Raw genomic sequence first — 24958 nt, forward strand, 5'->3', positions numbered from 1 at the left:
GGCCGGACTGCTTGCGTCCGGCCTTCGCAAACTGTTGATGTCGAAGTGGCTACTTGCAGGTGGCTATCGCCTTAAGCGCTGCCGAGACGCCTTTTAGCGAATAGCCGTAACTCGTCTTTGTCCCGCGCTTCGACACGGCACTGATCGTCATCTTGTGGCCCGAGCGCAGGGCGGCGACGAGCTGGGGCTCCTCCGCGGCGTTTTCCATCCAGCCATGGCTGCCATTGGTAAACATGGAGAAGCTGCGTTCATCAATGGTCACGGTGACCTTCGAATCCTTCTGCAGTTCGTAGCCTGCCTTGAACTGCGGCTCGAAGCTGACATTCTGCCCCGGCTTCTGGCTGACCATGAAGAAATTGTCGCCATGGTCGATCTTCGCCGGCTGCTTGTCGACCGGAACGGAAAGTACGTAGCATACCTTGCCGTTGCCCTGCTGATAGCTGTAGGCGCCCCAGGCATTGAACTGGCTGATCTGACTCGGGGTTTGGGCAAGAGCCGTTCCTGTCACGCCAAGTATGATGACAGACGCCGCTACGATTGATTTTCCAAACATTTTACCTACCAGTTTCTGTCGTTCACTTCATAACTCGTGAACCGGCAATGGCCCGGAAAAATCCGATCGCGGCATTGTCCGGTTCGCTTCTCTTAATTTGACTTAATCTGGGTTACCAAACGGTGAAGACAGGGTCAAAAAAGCGATTGCAGGAGTTAGAAGTTACGTCCTTTTTTCAAAGTCCCACACCGCAAGTCCAGCCAAAGAAAAGCGGCGACACTTTGACGATCTGTGACATCACGGGCTTGTGATTGGGTAGCGGCCATCAACGCTTCGCCGGATCCCGATCGAGATCGTCGAGAGCTTTCTTCGCGGCGGCACGGTGCGCCGGTGTAATGTGCGTGCGGATAGCGGTCAGGGCAGCCATGAGAACGGCGGCGTCATCCGTAAATCCGAGACCGAATATGAAGTCCGGGATGAAGTCGAGCGGCAGGACGAAATAGGCGAGCGAGGCAAGGAGAATACCGCGCACCCGCGTAGGGGTTGCGGGGTCGAGGGCAGCGTAATAGGCGGCGATGACCTCATCGAGGAACGGCACGGCCTTTGCAGCCTTTCGCACGGTCTTCCAGAACTGCGCGCGCACGCGCTCCTCGCGGCTGCGTTGCTTTTCCTCGCTGCCAGGCTCCAGAATCTCACCGATCTTGACGTCGTCCATCCCTTTTCCTTCTGAGGTTTCAGGTTACACAACATGGGTAAGGCGAATGCGCCGTACAAGACTTGCGATCAATTCGCCGTGAGAATATCCATCATGGCCTGACCGATTGATCTTTCTCCACACCGGAAGCCATTATGGTGAAACCACCCTACCGTTCCGTCCTCTTCGTCTGTCTCGGCAACATTTGCCGCTCACCGCTCGCGGAAGGCGTCTTTCGCGCCGTGCTTGCAGGCGAAGGCAAGGGCGGCCACGTATCCATAGATTCGGCCGGTACCAACGGCTACCACACCGGCGAAGCACCGGATCGCCGCTCGATTCGCGTTGCGCGTCACCACGGCATCGACATCTCCGACCAGCGTTGCCGGCAATTGACACCGGGCGACTTTGCGAGCTTCGATCTGATCCTCGGCATGGATCGCGGGAACATGAAGGCCATAGCCGCGCGCCAGCCCGCTGGTGCTACTGCGACGGCCGGGCTCTTCAATGAATTGGCGCTGGGAGAGGCGGAGGAAATCCCCGACCCTTACTATGGAACCGACGCCGATTTCGATCGCGTCTACCGTATGGTCCTTGCTGCCTCGAAGGGCCTCTCCAGGCTGTTCTGAAACGACGAGCGAGGCGCTTCGAGAGGCCAGGCCTCCTCGACGATGTAGGGTCCGCCGCCGACGGAGTCGCGAGACGACATCAGGACGAAACGCCCGATCTTGAACGGCGTGGTCGCGAAATTGCCACGCGACGAGAGATAGTGAGCGACCTCTTCGTTGCGCACATTGCGCAGCCGGGCCAGGGTCACGTGGGGGGTAAACTTGCGCGGATCGGCCGGCAGCATCAGCCTTTGGCAGATGCGCTCGATCTCTGCCTGCAACGCCTGGATATCAGGCGAAGGCGATACGCAGGCAAAGATGCTGTGCGGCTTCTTCGAGCCAAACGCGCCAACGCCCGAAAGCTTCAGCGTGAATTCCGGCCGGCGAATGCGATCCAGCGCATTGGCGATCTCGTCAGCGACATGCCCTTCGACATCTCCGATGAACCGCAATGTGATGTGATAGTTTTCGACGTCAATCCATCGGGCGCCTGGTAGACCACCGCGCAAGAGCGACAGTGAGAGGGCGGCGTCCCTCGGGATTTCGAGGGCAGTAAAGAGACGCGGCATAAGGCATCCTCCCCGAATCGAGTTGTCATTCTAGAGAATCATCGAATGAGTCCGGGAGCAAGGCATTCCTTATGATTATCTTGGAGCGCGACATATTGGACACGCATTGTCCCCCGGAAGTTGTGGCGAGCCGATACTCAGGCCACCGCGTCCAACTTTCGGAGGATGGTGCTATTGGGTTCCGCCGGCAGCTTCGCTCGATGCCGCGATGGTTTTTTCCATCACCGGCATGAAGCCTTCGACCATGCGGGCGACGCCCTTGGCGTTGGGATGCATGCCGTCTTCGAGCTGCAGCGATTTTTCCGTTGCGACACCGTCCATGAAGAACGGATAGAGCGGAACATCATATTTGGCGGCAAGACGCGGGAAAATGGAATTGAACTTGTCTTCGTAGTCGCGGCCCATGTTGGGCGGCGCCAGCATCCCGGCAATGATCACCTTGACGTTGCGCTGCTTCAGCCGCTCGATGATTTCGGCAAGGTTCTTCTCGCTGATTTCCGGCGAAATGCCACGCAGGGCGTCATTTGCACCAAATTCCAGGATCACCATATCCGTGCCGTCAGGCACCGACCAGTCGAGACGCGAAAGGCCGTCGGTTGTGGTTTCACCTGCAACACCGGCATTGGCGATCGTGACGTCGACGCCCTTGTCCTTAAGGGCTTTTTCGAGCTGCGCAGTGAAGGAATCCTGGACCGGCAACTCAAAGCCCGACATCAGGCTGTCACCGAAACCGACGACCGCGAGCGGTCGATCGGACACGGCATTTTGATTGGCCAAGGCCAGCGACGGCAAGGCAACAAGGCCAATTGAAACCAGTATTTGCATCAACGGTTTGAATCTCATTTCGGGCTACCCATATCAGACCAACTGCGGCGACTCGGCCGACCATATCGCAAAGGATGTCAATTCGTGACTAATTCCATGATCGCGCTCGATCACATTGAGTTGACGCTTGGCAGCGGCGCGTCCTCGGTGCATGTGCTCAAGGGGGTTTCACTCAATATCAGCGCGGGCCAGTCAGTCGGTATCGTCGGTCCCTCGGGCTCCGGCAAATCGACCTTGTTGATGGTGCTTGCCGGGCTTGAGCAGGTCGACTCCGGCTCGGTCGAGATCGCCGGCGAAAGGCTCGAAAAGATGAACGAGGACGCGACGGCCGCTTTTCGCGGACGCAATATCGGCATCGTCTTCCAGTCATTCCATCTCATTCCGAATATGACGGCGCTGGAGAATGTCGCTGTTCCCCTGGAACTTGCCGGCAATCCCGATGCCTTCGCCATTGCTGAACGGGTGCTGGCCGCCGTCGGACTTGCCGACCGGGTGACCCACTATCCGGGCGAACTTTCAGGCGGCGAACAACAGCGTGTCGCCATTGCGCGGGCGTTGGCGCCATCGCCGAAAATCCTTATCGCCGATGAGCCGACCGGCAATCTCGACACGGCAACAGGCAAGCAGATTGCCGATCTCCTGTTCGAGAAGCAGCGCGAGCTTGGACTGACGCTGGTGCTCGTCACACACGATGCCGCGCTTGCCGGGCGATGCGACCGGGAAATCCGCGTTCGGTCCGGCAGGATCGAAGCGGATGCGGATGCGCCGGAGCTGGCGAAATCCGCATGAGCGAGGCAGCATCGTCCGGGACAGCGCCGTCGCTCAAACTTGCTTTCACTTTTGCCCTGCGCGAAATGCGCAGCGGCCTGTCCGGTTTCTACATTTTCCTTGCCTGCATAGCGCTCGGCGTTGCCGCGATCGGCGGCGTCAACTCGGTGGCAAACGCGGTCAGCGCCGGCATCTCCTCGCAGGGGCAGAGCATTCTCGGCGGCGATCTCAGGTTTCAGCTCAATCAGCGTGAAGTGGATGCGCAAGAGCGCGCTTTTCTTGAAAGCAAGGGGCGCGTAGCGGTCAGCGCCAATATGCGGTCCATGGCGAGGCTACCGAATGGCTCGGACCAGTCGCTTGTCGAGCTCAAGGCCGTCGATGGCGCATATCCGCTTTACGGGTCGTTGGTGACAACGCCGGCGGGCGATGACAAGACGTTGTTCGGTGAGGTGAACGGGGTCTATGGCGCAGCCGTCGCGCAGGTTCTGCTCGACCGTCTCAACCTCAAACTTGGCGATCAGGTTCTGGTCGGAGGTGCGAAGTTCGAACTGCGGGCGGTCATCGGCAACGAACCCGATCTGCTTTCCGACGGCTTCGGCTTTGCGCCGCGCATGATGGTATCCCTGCAGGGGCTCGAGGCTGCCGGCCTCGTTCAGCCCGGAAGCCTGGTCGAGCACAGCTACAAGCTTGCGCTGCCCGCGGGGACCGATGAAGCCGCGCTCACCGCCATACGCGACGAAGCCAAGGAGAAGTTTCCGCAAGCCGGTTGGAGTATTCGGGGCCGGACAAATGCCGCGCCTTCGCTCAGTGCCAATATAGAGCGCTTTTCGCAGTTCCTGACCCTCGTGGGCCTGACGGCGCTGATCGTCGGCGGCGTCGGGGTCGCGAATGCGGTCCGCGCCTATATTGATGGAAAACGCGGGGTCATTGCCACGTTCAAGTCACTCGGCGCCCCCGGCTGGTTCGTCATTGCTGTTTACCTCTCGCAAATCTTGATGATTTCGCTCGTCGGTATTGCGATCGGCCTCGTGCTTGCCGCGATCATCCCCTATGTGGCGGGCTATGCCTTGCAGAGCGTGTTGCCGATAGCGGCCAAAGGCGGTTTTTACCCCGGCGCATTGGCATGGGCCGCCCTGTTCGGTTTCCTGACGACACTCGCCTTCGCCATTCTCCCATTGGGGCGGGCCCGCGACGTTCCGGCGACGGCGCTTTTCCGCGAGCAGGGATTCGAGCAGCGAGGCTGGCCAAAGCCTGCCTACATCATCGCCGCTGCTGCCGTCATCGCGGTGCTGTGCGCGCTTGCTGTGTATTTTTCTTACGACAGGCGGATCGCCACGATCTTTATTGGCGCGGTGGCATTTTCCTTCCTCGTCTTGCGCGGCGTCTCGGTATTCGTGCAGTGGCTGGCACGCCGGGCTCCGCGTGTCCGCTCGACGGCGTTGCGGCTCGCGATCGGAAATATCCATCGCCCCGGCGCGCTTACTCCCTCGGTTGTGCTGTCACTGGGGCTCGGCCTGACGCTTCTCGTTACGCTTGGCCTCATCGATGGCAGCTTGCGTCAGCAACTCGCCGGCAATCTCCCTGAGCGGGCGCCGAATTTCTTCTTCGTCGATATACAGAGCCGCCAGGTGGACGAATTCAAAGGCGTTCTGCAGAAATCGGCTCCCAACGGCAAGATCGTCAGCGCTCCCATGTTGCGCGGGCGCATCATCGCCTTGAACGGCACGGACGTTACCAAAATGACCATTGCGCCAGAGGGCGCGTGGGTCCTGCGCGGCGACCGCGGCATTACCTATGCGAAGAACGTGCCTGAAAACTCGGCGCTGACCAAGGGCGAGTGGTGGCCCGCCGACTATTCCGGCGAACCGTTGGTTTCGTTCTCGGCGGAAGAGGCGACCAATCTCGGCCTCAAGGTCGGGGATACGGTGACCGTCAACGTGCTTGGCCGCAATGTAACGGCGCGCATTGCCAATCTAAGGCAACTGCAATGGGAATCGCTCGCGATCAACTTCGTGATGGTTTTTTCGCCCAATACATTTGCGGGCGCGCCGCATGCCTGGCTGGCGACTTTGACGGACCCGACCTCCACTCCGCAGGAGGAGGCCGCTGTCATGCGCAATGTGACCCAGGCGTTCCCGGCGGTCACGACGGTACGGGTCAAGGATGCGATCACCATTGCCAACGAACTCGTCGGCCAGCTCGCCGTTGCCATTCGCGCCGCAGCTTCGGTGGCACTGATCGCCTCGATTCTTGTCCTCGGCGGCGCGCTCGCAGCCGGCAACCGCGCTAGGGTGCACGATGCTGTAGTGTTGAAAACGCTTGGCGCGACCCGGCGCACGCTGATCAAGGCTTTCAGCCTTGAATATATGCTGCTCGGTCTTTCGACGGCTATTTTCGCTCTTCTCGCCGGCAGTGCGGCTGCATGGTACGTGGTGGTGCGGGTCATGACGCTGCCGGCCTATTTCCAGCCCGAAGTCGCCGTCATGACCGTCATTATCGCGCTCGTTTTAACGGTCGGTTTTGGGCTTGCCGGAACCTGGCGAATTCTTGGACAAAAGGCTGCGCCGATCCTGCGAAACCTCTGAAATCGTTAAACGAGTGCGATTTTTACCAATTTACTCATAATTTGGCGCGCTAACACGCAATCTTGAGTAGTTGAGGTCTTGTTATGGACCCGAGGAATCCCCATAATTCGTCGCAAGGCATGCTGGGGTCCCGCCAGCGGCGCCTGGGGAATAACCCGACACCCGACGGGACGAAGCAAATGAGGAAAACCATGGCTGACTATCGCAATATCCAGGCCCGCACATCGGCCGGAATGCGTGTGGACGCGGGGATCGATCAGGGTCTGCGCAGCTACATGCTGAAGGTCTACAATCTAATGGGCATCGGTCTCGCAGTGACCGGTCTCGCTGCGCTCGCCACCGTTTATTTCGCGACAACCAATGACCCATCTCTCGCCGCCGCACAGTTGCCGAACGGCAAGATGCTGACCAATCTCGGTGTTGCCCTCTACGGCTCGCCGCTGCGTTGGGTTGTCATGCTCGCGCCGCTTGCCGCAGTGTTCTTCTTGAGTTTCCGCATTGAGCGGATGAGCGTATCTGCCGCGCAGACCACATTCTGGGTTTATGCTGGACTTGTCGGTCTCTCGCTGTCCTCGATCTTCCTGATTTATACCTCGGGAAGCATCGTGCAGACCTTCTTTATCACCGCCGCGTCGTTTGGTGCTCTTTCGCTTTATGGCTACACCACGAAGCGTGATCTGTCCGCGATGGGCTCGTTCCTGTTCATGGGTCTGATCGGCATCATCCTTGCGTCGCTGGTCAACATCTTCCTTGCATCAAGCGCTTTGCAGTTCGCAATCTCGGCAATCGGCGTCCTGGTCTTTGCAGGCCTGACTGCCTATGACACGCAGCAGATCAAGGAAATGTATTACGAAGGCGACGCTTCGGACACCTATGGCCGCAAGGCAATCATGGGCGCCCTGCGGCTCTACCTCGACTTCATCAACATGTTCATGTTCCTGCTGCAGTTCCTGGGTAACCGCAACTAGGCTTCGAGCATGGAAAATAACAAAAAGGGCGGCGGAAACGCTGCCCTTTTTGTTGGGCGTAATTCCCCACCAGAGTAACGCGTTTCCACTTTAAAATGCCGGCAAAGACGTGCATGAAACGGGCACGATCATTTTCCCCCTGTGAGAGCCAATGTCAGAGATTCATATCCGCCCGGCGCAGCCAGCCGACCTCGCGAGCATCACCGAAATTTACCGCGATGCCGTCCTTCACGGAACGGCGACCTATGAGATCGACCCGCCGGACCAGGCGGAAATGACGAAGCGGTTCCACGCAATCACCACGGACGGCTTTCCCTATATCGTCGCCGAACTGGACGGGGCCGTGATTGGCTACGCCTATGCAAGCTATTTCCGCACGCGTCCGGCCTATTGGTGGTCGGTGGAGGATTCGATCTATATCGCGCCCGACGCTAAGGGAAAGGGCTTGGGCAAGCAACTGCTCAGCCAGTTGATCAAGGACTGTACCTCCCTTGGTTTCCGGCAGTTTATCGCCGTCATCGGGGATGGCCACGAGGATTCCGCTTCCGTTAGGCTCCATACCCGCGCAGGGTTCACATATTCCGGAACAATCAGAGCCTCCGGCTTCAAGCATGGACGCTGGCTCGATACTGTGCTGATGCAGCTGGAGATGAATGGCGGGGCGCATACGCTTCCAGGAAAGCCGCCCTTGCGGAGCGAAGACGCTTAAAACGCGTCAGCCACGCACGAGGCTCAAACCCTTGTCGAACACCTTCAAAACGCGGTCGAGGTCGTGGCCGCGCTTGAGAATAAGACCGCTCGCCGCGATAACGCTGTAGGCGCCCTGCTTGCGGGCAAGTTTCGGGTTCTTTACCACCCGAAACATCGGAACCTCGCTGGCCCTGCGAAAGATGGAAAACACCGCTCGATCCATCAAGTGGTCAATGGCGTAGTCCCGCCATTCGCCAGCGGAAACCATGAAACCGTAGATTCGAAGGATCTGATCCAGTTCACGCCGGTTGAAGGTAACGGGCAACTCGCTACTGCGTGTGAGGGGGATTAAAGTTGCCTGCTGTTGCGCTTCGTCGCCACCTGCATTGCTGTCCATCAATCATCCGCCTTTGTATGCCGTGTGACACCTGGATGACATCAGGGTGACCTTTTCTGCGCCGATTTACAAGTCCGGAATGATTTCCGAAAGGCGACGACGAGGGTTAGGAACCGGTTTTGCTATGATGTCACGAAGAAATACGCACTGTCTCCAATGGTGATTATTGGACACATTCTCGCCATTTTCTGTTCGCATTGCCGCCCGATTCCGCACCCAACATCCCTCGCATGTTGTCTGAGACGGTTCGGTCTTGACAGTCCGATACCCCAAGCCCCCCGCCCAACGGGTTGTTTGGGCCGAACCATCAGTCTCCCTGAATGGCAACATGCCCCAATATCTCAGGCCGGATTTATCCGGCCTGTTTTTGTTTAGGAGAGCGCTTTCGGCTACTGTTTGGCGGCCATGATCGACGCGCCGATAATTGGTCCTGGCTGACCCTCGCCCAGCATCTCCTGCAGAAGCACGGCACATCCTGTCGACTTCTTGCTGGCAATTTCGCTGATCGGTATTTCAATCTTCTGGGCCTTGCCGTCCCACATGCCGACTGTTTCCATCGCACGCACGCTGTTGGCATAGCTGACTTTACGCCCGATATTTTCGCCATCCGGAATGGCCACGATGGATTCGCGATTGAAATAGGCGAGGAGGACGCGGACAGGTTTTGTCGGTACTGGCCCTTGGCCGATATCGATGACGAGGCGGTCGGGCGTTGCCTTGGCAATATTGACCGGAATGGTAAGGCCCGAATCGGTATCGCGCATCTCGGCGATGCGGCGGCGAATCTTCTGTCCATCCTGTCCGTTGACGTGGACACGGCCGTTGATAATCACCTGGGGCGTATAGACGCCGTTGAGGCCCAGTGCGACGCGATAAGCATTCTGGCGTTCGGTGTTTTCAGGCAGGGCGAGCGTGTCGATCCAGCCCCGATAATCCCAATAATCCACGTGAAAGGCGAGCGCGACGACCTTGCCTTCCGCGACGAGTTCCTTGAGTACCGCGTCCGCGGGAGGGCAGGATCCGCAACCCTGCGACGTATAGAGTTCGACAACGCCCTCGGGTTTCTTGCCAACATCATCAGCGCAGACCGGAAGCACATAGGCCGCCGCAGCAATGAGCGGTGCGCCGATCAGCAAGCGTCTGGAAAGTTTGCGCAGATACACGGGTTAAATTCTCTTCCCAATTCGAGTGGGATTGTTGTCGGATAAAAGGATTGCGAGAAGATTGATAGGAGCCGCACTTTTCAAGGGGAAGTCACTTTGAGGTGAATTCGATCACGTTTTGGCTCACATTCATTCAAAAGGGCCGCCGATCACCCGGCGGCCCTTCAATACTCATGTCATTGGAGCGTCAGGCGGCGAGATCGCGCAGCACGTACTGCAGGATGCCGCCGTTCTTCAGATATTCAAGCTCGTCGATCGTATCGATGCGGCAGATGAGCGGCACCTGTTTGACACTGCCATCGGCATAGGTGACCGTGGCGAATGTCTTCTGGCGCGGCTGGATCGTGGCAAGCCCGTCGATCGAGACGATTTCGTCGCCCTTGAGGCTGAGCGACTGCCAGCTCGTGCCGTCTTCGAGAACGAATGGCACGATTCCCATGCCGACGAGATTCGAACGGTGGATGCGCTCGAACGACTGAGCGATAACGGCGCGGACGCCGAGAAGGCTGGTGCCCTTGGCCGCCCAGTCACGCGACGAACCATTGCCGTACTCGACGCCGGCGAAGATCACCAGCGGCACATTCTCCGCACGATACTGCATGGCAGCATCGTAGATCGGCATTTCCTCCTTGGAAGGATAATGGATCGTGTAGCCGCCTTCGCGGCCGTTCTCACCAAGCATGTGGTTGCGGATGCGGATATTGGCGAAGGTGCCGCGCATCATGACCTCATGATTGCCTCGACGCGTGCCGTACTGGTTGAAGTCCAGCGGGGCGACGCCGTGATCGGTGAGGTACTTGCCGGCAGGTGAAGCCGCCTTGATCGAACCGGCCGGCGAAATATGGTCGGTGGTGATCTTGTCGCCGAAGAGACCCAGGATGCGTGCACCCTTGATATCGTTGACCTTGCCTGGCGTCTTGCCCATGCCGACGAAGTAGGGCGGGTTTTGCACATAGGTCGACTGGTCGTCCCATGCGTAGGTCTGGCCGGCAGGCGCCTGCACCGCCTGCCAGTTCTCGTCACCCTTGAAGACGTCGGCATATTTCGATGCAAACAGTGCGCGGGTAACGTTCTTTACGATGAACTCCTGGATCTCATGCGATGACGGCCAGATGTCCTTGAGGAAGACCGGGTTGCCGTTCTGATCTTCGCCGAGCGGCTCGGTGGTGAGGTCCTTCGTTACGGTACCGGCGAGCGCATAGGCGACAACGAGCGGCGGCGAGGCGAGGTAGTTCGCCTGAACGTCCGGGGAGACACGGCCTTCGAAGTTGCGGTTGCCCGAAAGTACGGCGGCCGCGATCAGGCCCTTGTCGTTGATCGTCTTGGAGATCGGCGCCGGCAGCGGGCCGGAATTGCCGATGCAGGTCGTGCAGCCAAAGCCAACAAGGTTGAATCCGAGCTTGTCGAGTTCCTTCTGCAGTCCGGCGTTCTCGAGATAGGCGGCAACCACCTGCGATCCGGGGGCAAGCGATGTCTTCACCCAGGGCTTCGACCTCAGGCCTTTGGCGGCCGCGTTGCGGGCAAGGAGCCCTGCGGCGATGAGGACGCTCGGATTCGAGGTGTTGGTGCAGGAGGTAATCGCAGCGATGGCAACGTCGCCATGGCCGAGATCGTAGTCCTCGCCTTCAACCGCGTAACGCGCGTCGAACTGCGTCGTCTTCTTGTATTCTTTCTGCAGGGACTCGTGGAAGCCGGAAGCGATGCCTTCCAGCGCAATACGGCCCTCAGGGCGCTTCGGTCCCGCCATGGAAGGCACGACAGTACCGAGATCGAGTTCAAGCGTGTCGGTGAAGACTGGATCGGGCGAATCGCTCTCGCGCCACATGCCCTGCGCCTTCGAATAGGCTTCAACCAGGGCAAGCCGGTCTTCGTCGCGGCCCGACATGTGCATGTAATTGATGGTTTCGCCATCGATCGGGAAAAAGCCGCAGGTTGCGCCGTATTCCGGACCCATATTGCCGATCGTCGCCCGGTCGGCCAGCGTCATGCTTTCGAGACCCGGTCCGAAGAACTCGACGAATTTGCCGACGACGCCCTTCTTGCGCAACATCTGGACGACAGTGAGAACGAGGTCGGTCGCGGTGACGCCCTCCTTGACCTTGCCGGTCAGGCGGAAGCCGATAACCTCCGGAAGGAGCATGGAGACGGGTTGGCCGAGCATGGATGCCTCAGCCTCGATGCCGCCAACGCCCCAGCCGAGCACGCCAAGGCCGTTGACCATCGTCGTGTGCGAATCGGTGCCGACGCAGGTATCGGGATAGGCGACGGTGACGCCATCCTCTTCCTTCGTCCAGACACCCTGCGCCAGATATTCTAGATTGACCTGATGGCAGATGCCGGTACCGGGCGGGACAACCCGAAAATTCTTGAACGCCTGCTGGCCCCACTTCAAGAAGCGGTAACGCTCGCCATTGCGCTCATACTCGAGATCGACATTGCGCTTGAACGCCTGCGGGTTGCCGAATTCATCGACGATGACAGAGTGGTCGATGACGAGGTCCACCGGGACGAGCGGATTGATCTTCTCGGGATCGCCGCCGAGATTGACCATGGCGTCGCGCATGGCGGCGAGGTCCACGACGGCTGGAACGCCGGTGAAGTCCTGCATCAGCACGCGCGCGGGCCGATAGGCGATTTCAGCGCCAGCGCTGCCGCGGTCGACGAGCCACTTGGCAATGTTCTCGATGTCCTTCTTGAAAACCGAGCGGTTGTCTTCGAAGCGAAGCAGGTTTTCGAGAAGAACCTTCATGGAAAACGGCAGTCGGGAGATGCCTTCCAGACCATTCTTTTCCGCTTCCACCAGGCTGTAATAGACATATTCCTTGCCCCCGACGGTGAGGGTCTTACGGGATTTGAAACTGTCGATTTGAGACATTCTTCGTTCGTCCTTATGCTGCGGCCTAACCCGGGACGAACGCCTTTGCCGCGTTTCAAGGACGCGCTAAGGTGCGGGTGCAGTCATTTCCGCTGTCCGTCCCGACACAGTTTCCCCAACGGGTGTCCGTATCCGAGATCGGCCAAAAATTGTTTCCACACCGACCGCTGGCATGGTTGAGGCCTATATAGAGTTTTTCGCCGATCTGTGCCAGACCGACATTTGGCAAAAATGCATGCTGCGTCGAAATGATCACGCGGCGATTGGGGATAGACGAGAGCGGGCAAAACATGCGGTTAGTCGCCGAAAAACTGGCTGGAGAGCGCGGCGGGGAGACGCTGTTTTCCGATCTGGACTTCACGGTGGCGGCCGGAGAGGCGCTGTTGGTGACGGGTCCGAACGGCGCGGGGAAATCGACGCTCCTGCGAATCATCGCTGGGCTGCTTGCCCGCTCCGCTGGCTCGCTGCGCGTGGTCGAGGGTTCGGAAAACTCGGACGAGGTGGCGCCGCTTGCCCACTACCTTGGGCATCTCAACGCCATGAAACCGGTGCTCAGCATCGAAGAAAACCTGCAGTTCTGGCGCGCGTTCAATGGAGCGGGAAAACGCTCCGTCATCGCCGCGCTCGACAAGGTCGGCCTCGGCGACATCGCGCATCTTCCCTTCGGCTATCTTTCGACCGGCCAGAAGCGCCGCGCCAGCATTGCCCGGCTTCTCGTCAGCGACCGTCCGCTGTGGCTGCTCGACGAGCCGACGGCAGGATTGGACAAGGCGTCGGAGCTGCAATTTGCCGGCCTGATGCAGGAGCACCTTGGAAATGGCGGTATCGTGATCGCGGCGACACATCTTCCGCTTGGCCTCGAGGTCGCGGGTGAACTCCGGCTGGGAGCGCCCGCCTGATGGGAGCGCTCTTTGTTCGGGAAGTACGGCTTGGGCTACGATCGGGAGCCGGTATCCTCATCGGCGTTCTATTTTTTCTTGCCGTGATTGCTGTCGTTCCGTTCGGCGTTGGCCCCGATCTCAAACTGCTTGCACGCATAGGTGCGGCTATGTTGTGGATAGGGGCTCTGCTCGCCACCTTGCTCGGTCTCGACCGGCTGTTCCAGGCAGACCGCGACGACGGCTCGCTCGACCTCCTGATCATGGCCTCCGAACGGCACCTCTTGACGCTGACGGTGCTGGTCAAATGCCTCGCGCACTGGACGGTCAGCGTGCTGCCACTGGTGGTCGCCTCGCCGCTGCTTGGCCTCTTCATGAACATGGAACCTGCCGCCATTGGTGCGACCACGGCAACGCTGCTCGTCGGGACGCCGGCGATTACCCTGATCGGCGCCGTCGGCGCTGCTGTCGCCGTGTCCTTGCCCCGGGGCGGGCTCCTCGTATCAGTCATAGTCCTGCCGCTGACTGTGCCGGTCCTCATCTTCGGCGTCTCTGCGTCCTATGGCGCAGTTGAAGATCCCGCGCCGTTTCTGGCACCCTTCCTTATTCTCGCTGCGATTACTCTGTTTTTTGCAGTGCTGGGACCACTTGCGGCTGCAGCGGCGCTAAAATCGTCGGCGGACTGACAGAGAGGTGAATTGCGCAACAGGCACCGGAAAGCTAAGAAACGAGCATGAGTGAGACTGTTTCAAAGACCGGTCGCTGGATCGACTGGGCAAACCCCACGCGGTTCATGAGCTTTGCCGGGGTGATCCTGCCATGGCTTGCCGGGCTGACGCTGATCGTTCTGGCGGGCGGGCTGTGGATGTCGATGCAGGCGCCGGACGATTACCAGCAGGGCGCGACGGTCAAGATCATGTTCATCCACGTGCCTTTCGCCTGGCTTTCGATGATGTGCTATACGATCATGACCATTGCTGCGCTTGGCACGCTGGTCTGGCGTCACCCGCTCGCCGACGTTTCCGCAAAGGCCGCGGCGCCCATCGGCGCAGTCTTCACGGCTCTTGCGCTTATCACCGGCTCGCTTTGGGGCAAACCCATGTGGGGCACATGGTGGGTGTGGGATGCGCGGCTGACCTCGGTCTTCGTGCTGTTCCTCATGTATCTCGGCATCATCGCGCTCACCCGCGCCATGGATGATCCGGCGAAATCTGCAAGGGCGACGGCAATCCTGACTCTTGTCGGCTTCATCAACATTCCGATCATCAAGTTTTCGGTCGATTGGTGGAATACGCTGCATCAACCGGCATCGGTCTTGCGCATGGGCGGGTCAACCATTGACGGTTCGCTGCTGCGGCCGCTGCTGGTCATGGCCATCGGATTCACGCTCCTCTTTTTCACCTTGCACCTGATGGCGATGCGCAACGAAATCTTGCGCCGCCGGGTTGTCGCCATGCGCCGTGTCGCGGCCCGCAATGCCGACCGGGGGCCGGTGCAATGAGCAGCCACGCAGGGTTTATCATAGCCGCCTATGGCGTATCATTTATTGCGCTCGCCGGATTGATCGGGTGGGTCTTCATCGATCAGCGCCTGCAAAACCGGGCGCTGCGTGAGCTGGAGTCGCGCGGCGTGCGTCGCCGCTCCGAGGGGAAGGGTGCGCAGCCTTGAGCCAGCAGGAAGGACTTCAACCGCCGCGGGCCAAACGCAACTCGTTTTTCGTATTCCTGCCGTTGATCATCTTCATCGGCCTTGCCGCGATCTTTGCTTTTCAGCTCGCATCTGGGCGCGATGAATCGGTCATCCCTTCGGCGCTGATCGGTAAGCCTGCGCCGGCGTTGTCGCTGCCGGCAATCCCGGGACTGGCCCGGAACGGACAGCCGGTCGGCGGCCTAGATCCGACAACCTTCAAGGGCCAGGTGACCCTGCTCAATGTCTTTGGTTCCTGGTGTGTGCCGTGCCGAATGGAACATCCGCTGCTCATGAAATTGGGTGAGGACAAGCGGTTTCAGCTTGCCGGCCTCAACTACAAGGACAAGACCGAGAATGCGCTGGGCTTTCTTCGTGAGCTTGGCAACCCATATGCCGTGGTCGGTGCGGATGACAGCGGACGCGCCGCGATCGAATGGGGTGTTTATGGCGTTCCCGAAACCTTCCTGATCGGTCGCGACGGCAACGTCGCCTTCAAGCATGTCGGACCGCTCAGCGAGACGTCGATCCGCGACGAACTGATGCCGGCCATTGAGGCGGCGCTCAAAGCAAATCAATAATCGTCGAGCGCAGCGTAAATCATCCCGTCTTTCGCTGGAGTGTGGTGGAGCTACTTGCCCTTGTTGCCTGCCTTTTCGGCAGCCGGCTGGTCGAGAGAATATTTCATGACCAGCGGCATCTGGGCAAAGGTGAAGATGAGGGTGAGCGGCATCGTGCCCCACACCTTGAAGGCGACCCAGAAGTCGGTCGAAAAACTGCGCCAGATCACTTCATTCAGCACTGCCAGGAACAGGAAGAAGATGCCCCAACGCAGCGTGAGCTTACGCCAGCCTTCGGCGTTCAGCCGGAAGGCGCTGTCGAAGACGTAGCCGAGCAGGGATTTGCCGAAGAAGAGACCACCCAGCAGGATAACGCCGAACAGCGTGTTTATGATCGTCGGCTTGATCTTGATGAAGGTTTCGTTGTGAAGCCACAAAGTCAGTGCGCCGAAGACGAATACAACGATGCCGGATACAAGCGGCATGATCGGCAGGGTGCGGAAAAGGAGCCAGGATGCGCCGAGGGCGACCGCCGTCGCCACCATGAACAAGGCTGTCGCGATGAAGATCGGACCGCCAATATTGGCGAGGAAAGGAAGGTGTTCGACCAGCCATTCCCCACGCGAATTGGCGAAGAAGAAGACCATGAGCGGGCCGAGCTCAAGCGCCAGCTTGAGGAATGGATTGACGTCCTTGTGTGCCGGATCCGACGGGTCGCGTTCGAATACTGATTGGTCCATTATGCGACTCCCGCGATGGCTTTGGCGAAATCTTTGGCGGCGAAGGGTTCGAGGTCATCGACCTGCTCGCCGACGCCGATGAAATAGACAGGCAATTTGTGCTTGGCCGATATGGCCACAAGAATGCCACCGCGCGCGGTGCCGTCAAGCTTGGTCATGACAAGGCCGTTCACGCCGGCGATGTTCTTGAAGATTTCGACCTGGTTGAGGGCGTTCTGCCCGGTGGTGGCGTCGAGCGTCTGCAACACCGTATGCGGGGCATCGGGATCGTGCTTGCCGAGCACGCGAACGATCTTCGCGAGTTCTTCCATCAGCTCCGCGCGGTTCTGCAGCCGCCCCGCGGTATCGATGATCAGGACGTCGCTGCCGGCTTCCTTGGCTTGCTTCCAGGCGTCGAAGGCGAGGCCCGCTGCATCCGCGCCGAGCTTGGACGATACCACCGGCGCCCCGGTGCGCTTGCCCCAGATGTGCAACTGTTCGATCGCGGCGGCGCGGAAAGTATCTCCTGCCGCAAGCATGACGTTGAGGCCGCCGGCCGTCAGCTTGGCGGCAAGCTTGCCGATGGTCGTCGTCTTGCCGGTACCGTTGACGCCGACCACGAGGATCACATGCGGTTTGTGGGATAGGTCGAGCTCAAGCGGCTTGGCGACGGGTCCCAAGACCTTCTCGATCTCGGTCGCCATGATGGTGCGCACTTCATCGGTGGTGATATCCTTGCCATAGCGCGTCGCACTCAATGCATCGGTCACACGCATGGCGGTTTCCATGCCGAGATCGGCCTGGATGAGGACATCCTCAAGATCCTGCAGCGTATCTTCATCGAGCTTGCGCTTGGTGAAGATCCCGCCAATCGAATCGCCGAGCTGCTGCGACGAGCGCGACAAGCCCTTGCGCAAGCGCTCGAACCAGGAGAGTCGCCTGGCCGGCTCAGCGGGCAAGGGCTCATCCGGCTTCTTGTCCTCTACGAACCTGGTCACTGTCACTTTGTTGGTGGACGGCTTGGCGACAGGTGCCGGTGTATCGACGGCTCCCGCGGGCTCGATATCCGCCGTTGGCGCTTCCGGAGCCGGAATTTCGACCGGCTCGATATCCGCGTCATCCATCGGGCCAGGGATCATGTCGATCGCGATCCCTGACGGTTCGTCGGCAGCTTCCGGCTCGGGTTCAGGTTCCTCGGGAACGGGCGCGGATTCGACCGGGACTGCGTGTGGTTCGAAGGCTGGTATATGTTCGGGTTCGGCCCGCCCGCCCGCTTCCGCTACGGCTTCGACCTGCTCGACCACGACTGGGGCAATTTCTGGCAGAATTTCGGGTTCGGATTCCGCTACAGTTTCCGGCTTCGTCGCGGGCTCGTCCGCAACCGGCGACTCAACCTCAATGGCGCCGAGCGCTTCGGCTGGCAGAACTGCCGCCTCTTCCACAGCTTCCTCGACCGACGGCGCGGACGCCACGGTGTCATCAGCAGGCGCGGCGAGGCTTTCCTGAGCCTCCGCTGCAACCTGCGGTTCTTCTGCGGAAACCTCTTCGACCTCCTTCTTACCGAAGGAGAAAATCTTCTTGATGAACCCCAGAGCCATGAATGCTGCTTTGCCTGTTATGCTGCGCGCCGGTCGCGACCGGTTGCCAGCAGCTTGTTACCGTCGTGCCCGCCGATCGTCCGCTCGATTATTTGGCCCGCAACGCCGCCGTCGATGCCGACGAGCGTGAAGCCCTCGGTGCGTCCCATGCCGTCGCGTTCAACGAGAACCTTCTGCGTGGTGCCGATGAGCCCGTCGAGATGCCTGTTGTATGCCGCATCGCCCGCCGCGCGCAGCCGTGCTGCCCGTTGCTTGACGATGCTGCGTTCGATCTGCGGCATACGGGCCGCGGGCGTTCCCTTGCGGGGACTGAACGGGAAGACATGCAGGTTTGTCAGGCCGCATTCTTCAACAATGCGGATGGAGTTTTCAAACATCTCATCCGTTTCGGTGGGAAAACCGGCGATGATATCGGCGCCGAACACGATGTCGGGACGGATCGTCCGGACTTCGGCGCAGAATGCGATCGAATTCTCCCGCGCATGCCGGCGCTTCATGCGTTTCAGGATCATGTTGTCGCCGGACTGGAGCGAGAGATGCAAATGCGGCATCAGCCGCGGCTCCGTCGCGAGCGCTTCCATCAGATCGTCGTCGGCCTCGATGGAGTCAATCGAGGAAAGACGCAGCCGCTTTAAGTCCGGAACCGATTTCAGTACCGTCTTGACCAATTTGCCAAGGCGCAGGTTTCCCGGCAGGTCGGGCCCGTAGCTTGTCATGTCGACGCCGGTGAGGACCACTTCGGCGTAGCCATTGCCGACCAGTCGCTTCACCTGTTCGACCACACCGCCCATCGGGACGGAGCGTGAGTTGCCACGCCCATAGGGAATGATACAGAAGGTGCAGCGGTGGTCACAGCCGTTCTGGACCTGCACGAAGGCGCGGGCGCGGCCCTCGATGGCGTCGACCATGTGCGATGCGGTTTCGCGCACCTCCATGATGTCGTTGACCCGAACCTTCTCGAACTGGTTGACGCCAAAATCAGGCAGCATGCGGTAGGAGTTCGACTTGAGCTTTTCCTCGTTGCCGAGCACGAGGTCGACCTCGTCCATTTCGGCGAATGCTTCGGCTTCCGTCTGCGCGGCGCAGCCCGTGACGATGATCCGTGCTGCGGGATTGTCACGCCGGGCCTTGCGGATCGCCTGCCGGGCCTGGCGTACCGCCTCGCTGGTTACGGCACAGGTGTTGAAAATGATGGCGCCATTTTCCAGCGTGCCGAGACCGGCTGCATCGGCCTCGCGCTTCATCACTTCCGACTCATAGGTATTGAGACGGCAGCCGAACGTGACGACGTCGACGCCCATCAGGCGGCTCCCTGCGACGATGCCGCTTCTTCGCGCTGCCAAGCGCCGGTTTGCGGGTCGAGGCTGCCGGCAAATTCCCACTCGGCCGGTCCGGTCATGATGACATGGTCGTTGTCGAGCCATTCGATCAGCAACGGGCCGCCGGGCACGGTAACGGTCACGGTACGGTCGGTGCGTCCGGTACGCGCAGCGGAAGCGGCGGCGGCGCAGGCGGCCGAACCGCAGGCGCGCGTAAGGCCGGCGCCACGTTCCCACGTGCGCAACGTCAGGGCATTGCGGCTGGTCACATGAGCGATGGAGATATTAGCGCGCTCGGGAAAGATGGGATGATTCTCGAGAAGCGGTCCGAAGCGTTCGAGGTCGTAGGTCCAGACATCCTGATCGACCCAGAAGATGGCATGCGGATTGCCCATGCTCGCGACGGAGGGCGAGTGCAGGACTGGCGCATCGATCGGCCCGATCTGAAGCTCGATCCGGCGCGTATCGTGGAAGGGTTCGGCGAGCGGAATGTCGCGCCAGTCGAAGCGCGGAATACCCATGTCGACGGAAATCTGGCCGTCGGCATGTTCCTGCGCCGTGAGGATTCCGGCGATCGTCTCGAATGTGAAGGCGCGCTTGTCCGTTTCGGCGGTGAGTGCCTGCACGACGCAACGCATACCGTTGCCGCATGCCTGCGCCTGGCTGCCATCCGAATTGATGATCTCGATATAGGCTTCGGTTCCGGCGGTTCGCGGGTCGTGGATTGCCATGATCTGATCGAACTTCGTCGCCGGATCATGGTCGAGTGCAATGGCTGCGTGGGGGGCAATGCGATCGGCACGGCCGCGCATGTCAGCAACGATGATTTCGTTGCCAAGGCCGTTCATCTTCGCAAATTGCACCTGTCCTGCCATGCCTGTTGCTTGCCCGTTGCCGTCACTTCCCATTCATATGGGGCCTATATGGCGGAATTGGTGGAAAATTGCCAGTGCCGCCAGTAATCAATGGTGTCGCGGACGGAGGCGTCGGGCAAAGCGTTTCGATATAAGACTTTATTCACCTTGAAATGGTTGAATTGGTTAATGGCGCCAATATACGTATGCGGGCGTCAGCACGTGCAAGGTGTGGCGATATTGTCATTTCCGGCTACTTTCGCGAATTCTTGCCGCCGATTGGGCTTTGAATGTGGCTGTTTTTTCGATGCGCGGGTTGAAATCTCGCCGAGTTCACATTTGTATCGCGGTTAATATTTGCCAAATGGAATCGCATTCCGGAGTTCGAATGCGCAGATGGAGAGCTGAGGTTATGGGGTCTTTGAAAGTCAATTTGCTGACCGTTGCCGCTGTAGGCATGGTACTGGCAGGATGCCAGAGTTCGCGGCTTGACCCCGTGTCTTCGGGTCCCGCCCCGCTTCAACCTGCACCGTCGGGCAGCGTGAGTTCGAGCCAGTTGCCGCCGCCCGGTGGCGCAAATCAATTTCCGACCGCTCCGACCACGGGCACCCCGGGGACCGGTACCCAGCCAAACACCCAGGTTGCCGCAATCCCGCCGGAAAATGCGCCGGATTTGACCGCCGGCAGCGTCGCCGGTGTGTGGAATGCTTCGATGGGCGGCCAGAGCTGCAAGATCGCGACACCGCAGACCAAGTTCGGCCAGGGTTACCGCGCCGGTCCGTTGCGTTGCCCGGGCGAACTCGCCAACCTCTCGTCGTGGGCTGTGAGCGGCAAGCAGCTGACGCTGTTTGATGCGGCGGGTGGCACGGTCGCCAAGCTCTATTCTACGGGCCAGTCGAGCTTCGACGGCCAGACATCCGGCGGACAGTCGCTGCGTCTGTCGCGATAACCAAGCACGGCGCGCCGGCATCCGCCGGCGCCCGCGGAGACTGCACCGCGCATGTCGCACGACAATCTGAAAGTCTTTCCTTCGGTCCGCGAGCGCTATGATGCGCTCGCGGCTGCCGGCGACATCGAGGTCGACCCGGCGCAACAACGGTTGGCGGATCGCTTCGACCGGCTGATCCATGAGCTTGCCACGACGCGTCTGGCTACGAAATCGAGCGCCCTCGGCTGGCTTTTCGGCCGAAAGGCGCCGCGACGGGATTTTATCAAGGGCCTCTACATCCATGGCGAGGTGGGTCGCGGCAAGACGATGCTGATGGACATGTTCCACCAGCTTGTTCCGGCAAAGCGCAAGCGACGCGCGCATTTTCTCGATTTCATGGCGGATGTGCACGAGCGCATCAATGCGCACCGGCAGGCGCTGAAGAACGGGGATACCAAGCAGGAGGATCCGATTCCACCCGTTGCCGAGGCCCTGGCCGAGCAGGCCTGGGTTCTGTGCTTCGATGAATTCACGGTGACCGACATTGCAGACGCCATGATCCTGTCGCGGCTTTTCCGTGCCTTGTTCGAACGGGGTGTGGTTCTGGTCGCAACATCGAATGTGGCGCCCGACGATCTTTATCGCGACGGTCTCAACAGGCAATTGTTCCTGCCGTTCGTGGAGCTTCTCAAGACACATGTCGATGTCGTCAGTCTCGACGCGCGCACCGACTACCGCCTGGAAAAGCTCAATCATCTGCCGGTCTATCTTTCGCCGCTCGGCGACGAAACAAAACGGCAGATGGACGCGGCCTGGCACGCGGCGACAGACGGAGCGGTTGTCACGCCGGATAGTTTGAAAGTGAAGGGGCACACGGTTTCGATCCCGCAAGCGACTCGCGGTACCGCCCGCTTCAGCTTCGCAGACCTATGTTCAAAACCGCTCGGTGCGGCCGACTACATGGCGATTGTCGAGCGCTACCGTACAATCTTCATCGACGACGTGCCCGTCCTCGACTACCCTCGTCGCAACGAAGCGAAGCGCTTCATCATCCTCATCGATGTTCTCTACGACAACCAGGTTCACTTGGTGATGTCGGCTGCTGCTACCCCCGACCAACTCTACCACGCCAAAAACGGCACCGAGGCATTCGAATTCGACCGCACGGCATCGCGGCTCTTCGAAATGCAGAGCGAGGACTATATTGCTGCAACCGGCACAACACATTCGCGTGCAGAGCCGAAATCGGCGGGCGTTTAGGGAGCCAGGGGAAGCCTGAAACTCCCGGCAATATCATCAATCTGACAAGTTCTGCGTGATAGAAATAGGCTTGAATGCGCTCGAAAAACTCAGAACAAATTGACGTTTACGTAAATCCCGTTAAATCTAAACGATTGAATTTATTGGGGTGAAAATTTTCGGTTGAGTTATTTTTCAAAGAGGAATATTCGAACGTCCCAACGCAAGGGCATGTTGTCATAAGTTTGCCGTCTGGCGGCTTGACTATCCAAATGTGTTCTTAGGCGTCCGTCAAGACTTCAGATCAAGGAAGCAACCAGCATGGCACGTAACAAAATCGCCCTCATCGGTTCAGGCATGATCGGTGGAACGCTTGCACATCTGATCGGGCTCAAGGAGCTCGGCGACATCGTGCTCTTCGACATCGCCGAGGGCATGCCCCAGGGCAAGGCGCTCGACATTGCCCAGTCTTCGCCAGTGGATGATTTCGACGCCAAGCTTGCCGGCGCCAATGACTATTCCGCCATCGAAGGCGCTGACGTGGTCATCGTTACGGCCGGCGTGCCGCGCAAGCCGGGCATGAGCCGCGACGATCTTCTCGGCATCAACCTCAAGGTCATGGAACAGGTCGGCGCCGGCATCAAGAAATATGCGCCCGGCGCTTTCGTCATCTGCATCACCAATCCGCTGGACGCGATGGTCTGGGCGCTGCAGAAGTTTTCGGGCCTGCCGAAAAACATGGTCGTCGGCATGGCCGGCGTTCTCGACAGCGCGCGTTTCCGCTATTTCCTGGCTGAAGAATTCAAGGTTTCGGTAGAAGACGTCACTGCGTTCGTTCTCGGCGGCCACGGCGACTCAATGGTTCCGCTGACGCGCTATTCCACGGTTGCGGGCATTCCGCTGCCGGACCTGGTCAAGATGGGCTGGACGAGCCAGGAAAAGCTCGACCAGATCGTGCAGCGCACGCGTGATGGCGGCGCCGAGATCGTCGGCCTCCTCAAGACCGGCTCGGCCTATTATGCGCCCGCGGCATCGGCCGTGCAGATGGCGGAAGCCTATCTCAAGGACAAAAAGCGCGTTCTGCCCGTTGCTGCCCACCTCTCCGGGCAGTACGGCGTCAAGGACATGTATGTCGGCGTACCAGTCATCATCGGTGCAGGCGGCGTCGAACGCGTTATCGAGATCGACCTCAACAAGACCGAGGAAAAGGCCTTCGAAAATTCCGTCGCATCTGTTGCAGGTCTTTGCGAAGCCTGCATCGGCATCGCCCCGAACCTCAAGTAAATCCGGCCCCGGACCATTCTGAAACAATCCTCCGCGCGGGGATTTTTCGAGAGGAAACAGCTAAATGAATATTCACGAATATCAGGCGAAACGTCTGCTGCACACTTTTGGTGCGCCGATCGCCAACGGCGTTGCCGTCTATTCCGTCGAACAGGCGGAAGAATGGGCAAAGACGCTGCCGGGCCCGCTTTATGTGGTCAAGAGCCAGATCCATGCGGGCGGTCGCGGCAAGGGCAAGTTCAAGGAACTCGGCCCTGACGCAAAGGGCGGCGTTCGCCTGGCCCGCTCGGTCGAGGAAGTCGTTGCCAATGCCAAGGAAATGCTCGGAAACACGCTGGTTACCAAGCAGACCGGCCCCGCCGGCAGGCAGGTGAACCGCCTCTATATCGAGGACGGCGCCGATATCGAGCGTGAACTTTATCTGTCGATCCTCGTCGACCGCTCGGTCGGCCGTCCGTCCTTTGTCGTTTCAACCGAGGGCGGCATGGACATCGAGGCCGTCGCCCACGATACGCCAGAAAAGATCATCACCGTCGCGATCGATCCTGAAAAGGGCGTGACCGCGGATGATATCGCCAAGATCAGCGACGCTTATGGCCTCACCGGCGAAGCGCGCAAGGATGGGGAGTCGCTGTTCCCGGCGCTCTACAAGGCATTCACCGAGAAGGACATGAGCCTGCTCGAAGTCAATCCGCTCATTGTCATGAAGGATGGCCGCCTGCGCGTTCTCGACGCCAAGGTCTCCTTCGACGGCAATGCGCTTTTCCGCCACCCTGACGTTGTCGAACTGCGTGATGTCTCGGAAGAGGACGACAAGGAGATCGAGGCGTCGAAATACGACCTCGCCTATGTCGCCCTCGACGGCAATATCGGCTGCATGGTCAACGGCGCCGGCCTCGCCATGGCGACGATGGACATCATCAAGCTCTATGGTGCTGAGCCGGCGAACTTCCTCGACGTCGGCGGCGGCGCGAGCAAGGAGAAGGTAACGGCGGCGTTCAAGATCATCACTGCCGATCCTGCCGTGGAAGGCATCCTGATCAACATCTTCGGCGGCATCATGAAGTGCGATGTCATTGCCGAGGGCGTTATCGCGGCGGTCAAGGAAGTCGGTCTCAAGGTTCCTCTCGTGGTGCGCCTCGAAGGCACCAATGCGGAGCTTGGCAAGAAGATCATCAACGAGAGCGGCCTTAACGTCACGTCGGCCGACGACCTCGACGACGCAGCGCAAAAAATCGTCAAGGCGGTGAAGGGAAACTAA

The 24958-nt window shown here is 59.7% G+C and carries 25 protein-coding genes; 14 read left to right on the forward strand and 11 right to left on the reverse strand.

Going from position 1 to position 24958, the window contains the following annotated elements:
• Window positions 1-49 precede the first annotated feature (49 nt).
• Both BM074_RS07240 and BM074_RS07245 read right to left on the reverse strand, forming a co-directional pair.
• On the reverse strand, window positions 50-553 hold the full coding sequence (locus BM074_RS07240; RefSeq protein WP_027230966.1) for an invasion associated locus B family protein: 504 nt from the start codon (window positions 551-553) through the stop codon (window positions 50-52).
• A 265-nt stretch (window positions 554-818) separates the two neighbouring features.
• Window positions 819-1208 carry a YkvA family protein gene (locus BM074_RS07245; RefSeq protein WP_091920788.1) on the reverse strand — a complete coding sequence of 130 codons (390 nt, stop codon included), beginning with the start codon at window positions 1206-1208 and terminating at the stop codon, window positions 819-821.
• Between the two features lie 134 nt (window positions 1209-1342).
• Between BM074_RS07245 and BM074_RS07250 the strand changes: the two genes are divergently transcribed.
• A complete protein-coding gene (locus tag BM074_RS07250; protein ID WP_091920790.1) occupies window positions 1343-1813 on the forward strand; it encodes a low molecular weight protein-tyrosine-phosphatase in 471 nt (156 codons plus the stop codon).
• On the opposite strand, the gene thpR is transcribed toward BM074_RS07250, so the two are convergent.
• Both thpR and BM074_RS07260 read right to left on the reverse strand, forming a co-directional pair.
• On the reverse strand, window positions 1765-2361 hold the full coding sequence (gene thpR, locus BM074_RS07255) for an RNA 2',3'-cyclic phosphodiesterase (protein WP_091920792.1): 597 nt from the start codon (window positions 2359-2361) through the stop codon (window positions 1765-1767). The genes BM074_RS07250 and thpR overlap by 49 nt on opposite strands.
• A 171-nt stretch (window positions 2362-2532) precedes the next feature.
• On the reverse strand, window positions 2533-3204 hold the full coding sequence (locus BM074_RS07260; protein ID WP_027230970.1) for an arylesterase: 672 nt from the start codon (window positions 3202-3204) through the stop codon (window positions 2533-2535).
• A 78-nt stretch (window positions 3205-3282) separates the two neighbouring features.
• Between BM074_RS07260 and BM074_RS07265 the strand changes: the two genes are divergently transcribed.
• The 4 genes from BM074_RS07265 (at window position 3283) to BM074_RS07280 (ending at window position 8216) form a co-directional block, all read left to right on the forward strand.
• Window positions 3283-3975, forward strand: coding sequence for an ABC transporter ATP-binding protein (locus BM074_RS07265; RefSeq protein ID WP_175498964.1), 693 nt, complete (start codon window positions 3283-3285; stop codon window positions 3973-3975).
• A complete protein-coding gene (locus tag BM074_RS07270) occupies window positions 3972-6539 on the forward strand; it encodes an ABC transporter permease (protein ID WP_244532744.1) in 2568 nt (855 codons plus the stop codon). Before BM074_RS07265 ends, BM074_RS07270 begins: the two co-directional genes overlap by 4 nt.
• 191 nt (window positions 6540-6730) lie before the next feature.
• Entirely contained in the window at window positions 6731-7507 is a 777-nt protein-coding gene (locus BM074_RS07275; RefSeq protein ID WP_027230973.1) for a Bax inhibitor-1/YccA family protein, read from the forward strand.
• Window positions 7508-7658: 151 nt separating this feature from the next.
• Window positions 7659-8216, forward strand: a complete 558-nt coding sequence (locus BM074_RS07280) for a GNAT family N-acetyltransferase (RefSeq protein ID WP_091920798.1) — start codon at window positions 7659-7661, stop codon at window positions 8214-8216.
• Between the two features lie 6 nt (window positions 8217-8222).
• On the opposite strand, the gene BM074_RS07285 is transcribed toward BM074_RS07280, so the two are convergent.
• The 3 genes from BM074_RS07285 to acnA all read right to left on the reverse strand — a co-directional run bounded on the left by BM074_RS07285 (window position 8223) and on the right by acnA (window position 12632).
• The gene (locus BM074_RS07285) at window positions 8223-8594 is read right to left on the reverse strand and encodes a DUF2794 domain-containing protein (RefSeq protein WP_027230975.1); all 372 of its coding nucleotides are present in this window, start codon (window positions 8592-8594) and stop codon (window positions 8223-8225) included.
• Between the two features lie 389 nt (window positions 8595-8983).
• Complete coding sequence (locus tag BM074_RS07290) at window positions 8984-9757, reverse strand: DUF1223 domain-containing protein (RefSeq protein WP_175492318.1); 774 nt, start codon at window positions 9755-9757, stop codon at window positions 8984-8986.
• Window positions 9758-9944: 187 nt separating this feature from the next.
• Window positions 9945-12632, reverse strand: a complete 2688-nt coding sequence (gene acnA, locus BM074_RS07295; RefSeq protein WP_091920809.1) for an aconitate hydratase AcnA — start codon at window positions 12630-12632, stop codon at window positions 9945-9947.
• Window positions 12633-12922: 290 nt separating this feature from the next.
• Here acnA and ccmA point away from each other — a divergent pair, with 290 nt between their 5' ends.
• The 5 genes from ccmA to BM074_RS07320 are packed head-to-tail and all read left to right on the forward strand — an operon-like array spanning window position 12923 to window position 15777.
• The gene (gene ccmA / locus BM074_RS07300) at window positions 12923-13531 is read left to right on the forward strand and encodes a heme ABC exporter ATP-binding protein CcmA (RefSeq protein ID WP_091920811.1); all 609 of its coding nucleotides are present in this window, start codon (window positions 12923-12925) and stop codon (window positions 13529-13531) included.
• Complete coding sequence (gene ccmB / locus BM074_RS07305; protein ID WP_027230979.1) at window positions 13531-14196, forward strand: heme exporter protein CcmB; 666 nt, start codon at window positions 13531-13533, stop codon at window positions 14194-14196. Before ccmA ends, ccmB begins: the two co-directional genes overlap by 1 nt.
• A gap of 47 nt (window positions 14197-14243) precedes the next feature.
• The gene (locus BM074_RS07310) at window positions 14244-15011 is read left to right on the forward strand and encodes a heme ABC transporter permease (protein ID WP_091920813.1); all 768 of its coding nucleotides are present in this window, start codon (window positions 14244-14246) and stop codon (window positions 15009-15011) included.
• Entirely contained in the window at window positions 15008-15178 is a 171-nt protein-coding gene (gene ccmD, locus BM074_RS07315; RefSeq protein WP_027230981.1) for a heme exporter protein CcmD, read from the forward strand. Before BM074_RS07310 ends, ccmD begins: the two co-directional genes overlap by 4 nt.
• Window positions 15175-15777 (forward strand): DsbE family thiol:disulfide interchange protein, encoded by a 603-nt coding sequence (locus tag BM074_RS07320; protein WP_091920815.1) that lies wholly within the window; start codon window positions 15175-15177, stop codon window positions 15775-15777. The genes ccmD and BM074_RS07320 overlap by 4 nt, the downstream gene beginning before the upstream one ends.
• 50 nt (window positions 15778-15827) lie before the next feature.
• On the opposite strand, the gene BM074_RS07325 is transcribed toward BM074_RS07320, so the two are convergent.
• From BM074_RS07325 to dapF, 4 genes are read right to left on the reverse strand one after another with little or no spacing between them, the layout of a single operon-like run.
• Complete coding sequence (locus tag BM074_RS07325) at window positions 15828-16496, reverse strand: septation protein A (protein WP_091920817.1); 669 nt, start codon at window positions 16494-16496, stop codon at window positions 15828-15830.
• Window positions 16496-18073 (reverse strand): signal recognition particle-docking protein FtsY, encoded by a 1578-nt coding sequence (ftsY, locus tag BM074_RS07330; protein ID WP_091920818.1) that lies wholly within the window; start codon window positions 18071-18073, stop codon window positions 16496-16498. The genes BM074_RS07325 and ftsY overlap by 1 nt, the downstream gene beginning before the upstream one ends.
• Before the next feature lie 17 nt (window positions 18074-18090).
• On the reverse strand, window positions 18091-19374 hold the full coding sequence (gene mtaB / locus BM074_RS07335) for a tRNA (N(6)-L-threonylcarbamoyladenosine(37)-C(2))-methylthiotransferase MtaB (protein WP_091920820.1): 1284 nt from the start codon (window positions 19372-19374) through the stop codon (window positions 18091-18093).
• Window positions 19374-20267 carry a diaminopimelate epimerase gene (dapF, locus tag BM074_RS07340; protein ID WP_091920822.1) on the reverse strand — a complete coding sequence of 298 codons (894 nt, stop codon included), beginning with the start codon at window positions 20265-20267 and terminating at the stop codon, window positions 19374-19376. The genes mtaB and dapF overlap by 1 nt, the downstream gene beginning before the upstream one ends.
• 391 nt (window positions 20268-20658) lie before the next feature.
• Here dapF and BM074_RS07345 point away from each other — a divergent pair, with 391 nt between their 5' ends.
• From BM074_RS07345 to sucC, 4 genes are all read left to right on the forward strand, one after another.
• The gene (locus BM074_RS07345; RefSeq protein ID WP_027230987.1) at window positions 20659-21195 is read left to right on the forward strand and encodes an AprI/Inh family metalloprotease inhibitor; all 537 of its coding nucleotides are present in this window, start codon (window positions 20659-20661) and stop codon (window positions 21193-21195) included.
• Between the two features lie 51 nt (window positions 21196-21246).
• Window positions 21247-22434, forward strand: a complete 1188-nt coding sequence (gene zapE, locus BM074_RS07350) for a cell division protein ZapE (RefSeq protein WP_091920824.1) — start codon at window positions 21247-21249, stop codon at window positions 22432-22434.
• 300 nt (window positions 22435-22734) lie between these two features.
• On the forward strand, window positions 22735-23697 hold the full coding sequence (gene mdh, locus BM074_RS07355; RefSeq protein WP_027230988.1) for a malate dehydrogenase: 963 nt from the start codon (window positions 22735-22737) through the stop codon (window positions 23695-23697).
• Window positions 23698-23761: 64 nt separating this feature from the next.
• On the forward strand, window positions 23762-24958 hold the full coding sequence (gene sucC, locus BM074_RS07360) for an ADP-forming succinate--CoA ligase subunit beta (RefSeq protein WP_027230989.1): 1197 nt from the start codon (window positions 23762-23764) through the stop codon (window positions 24956-24958).

The sequence above is a fragment of the Phyllobacterium sp. CL33Tsu genome (assembly GCF_900113985.1).
Classification (GTDB): Bacteria; Pseudomonadota; Alphaproteobacteria; order Rhizobiales; family Rhizobiaceae; genus Phyllobacterium; species Phyllobacterium pellucidum.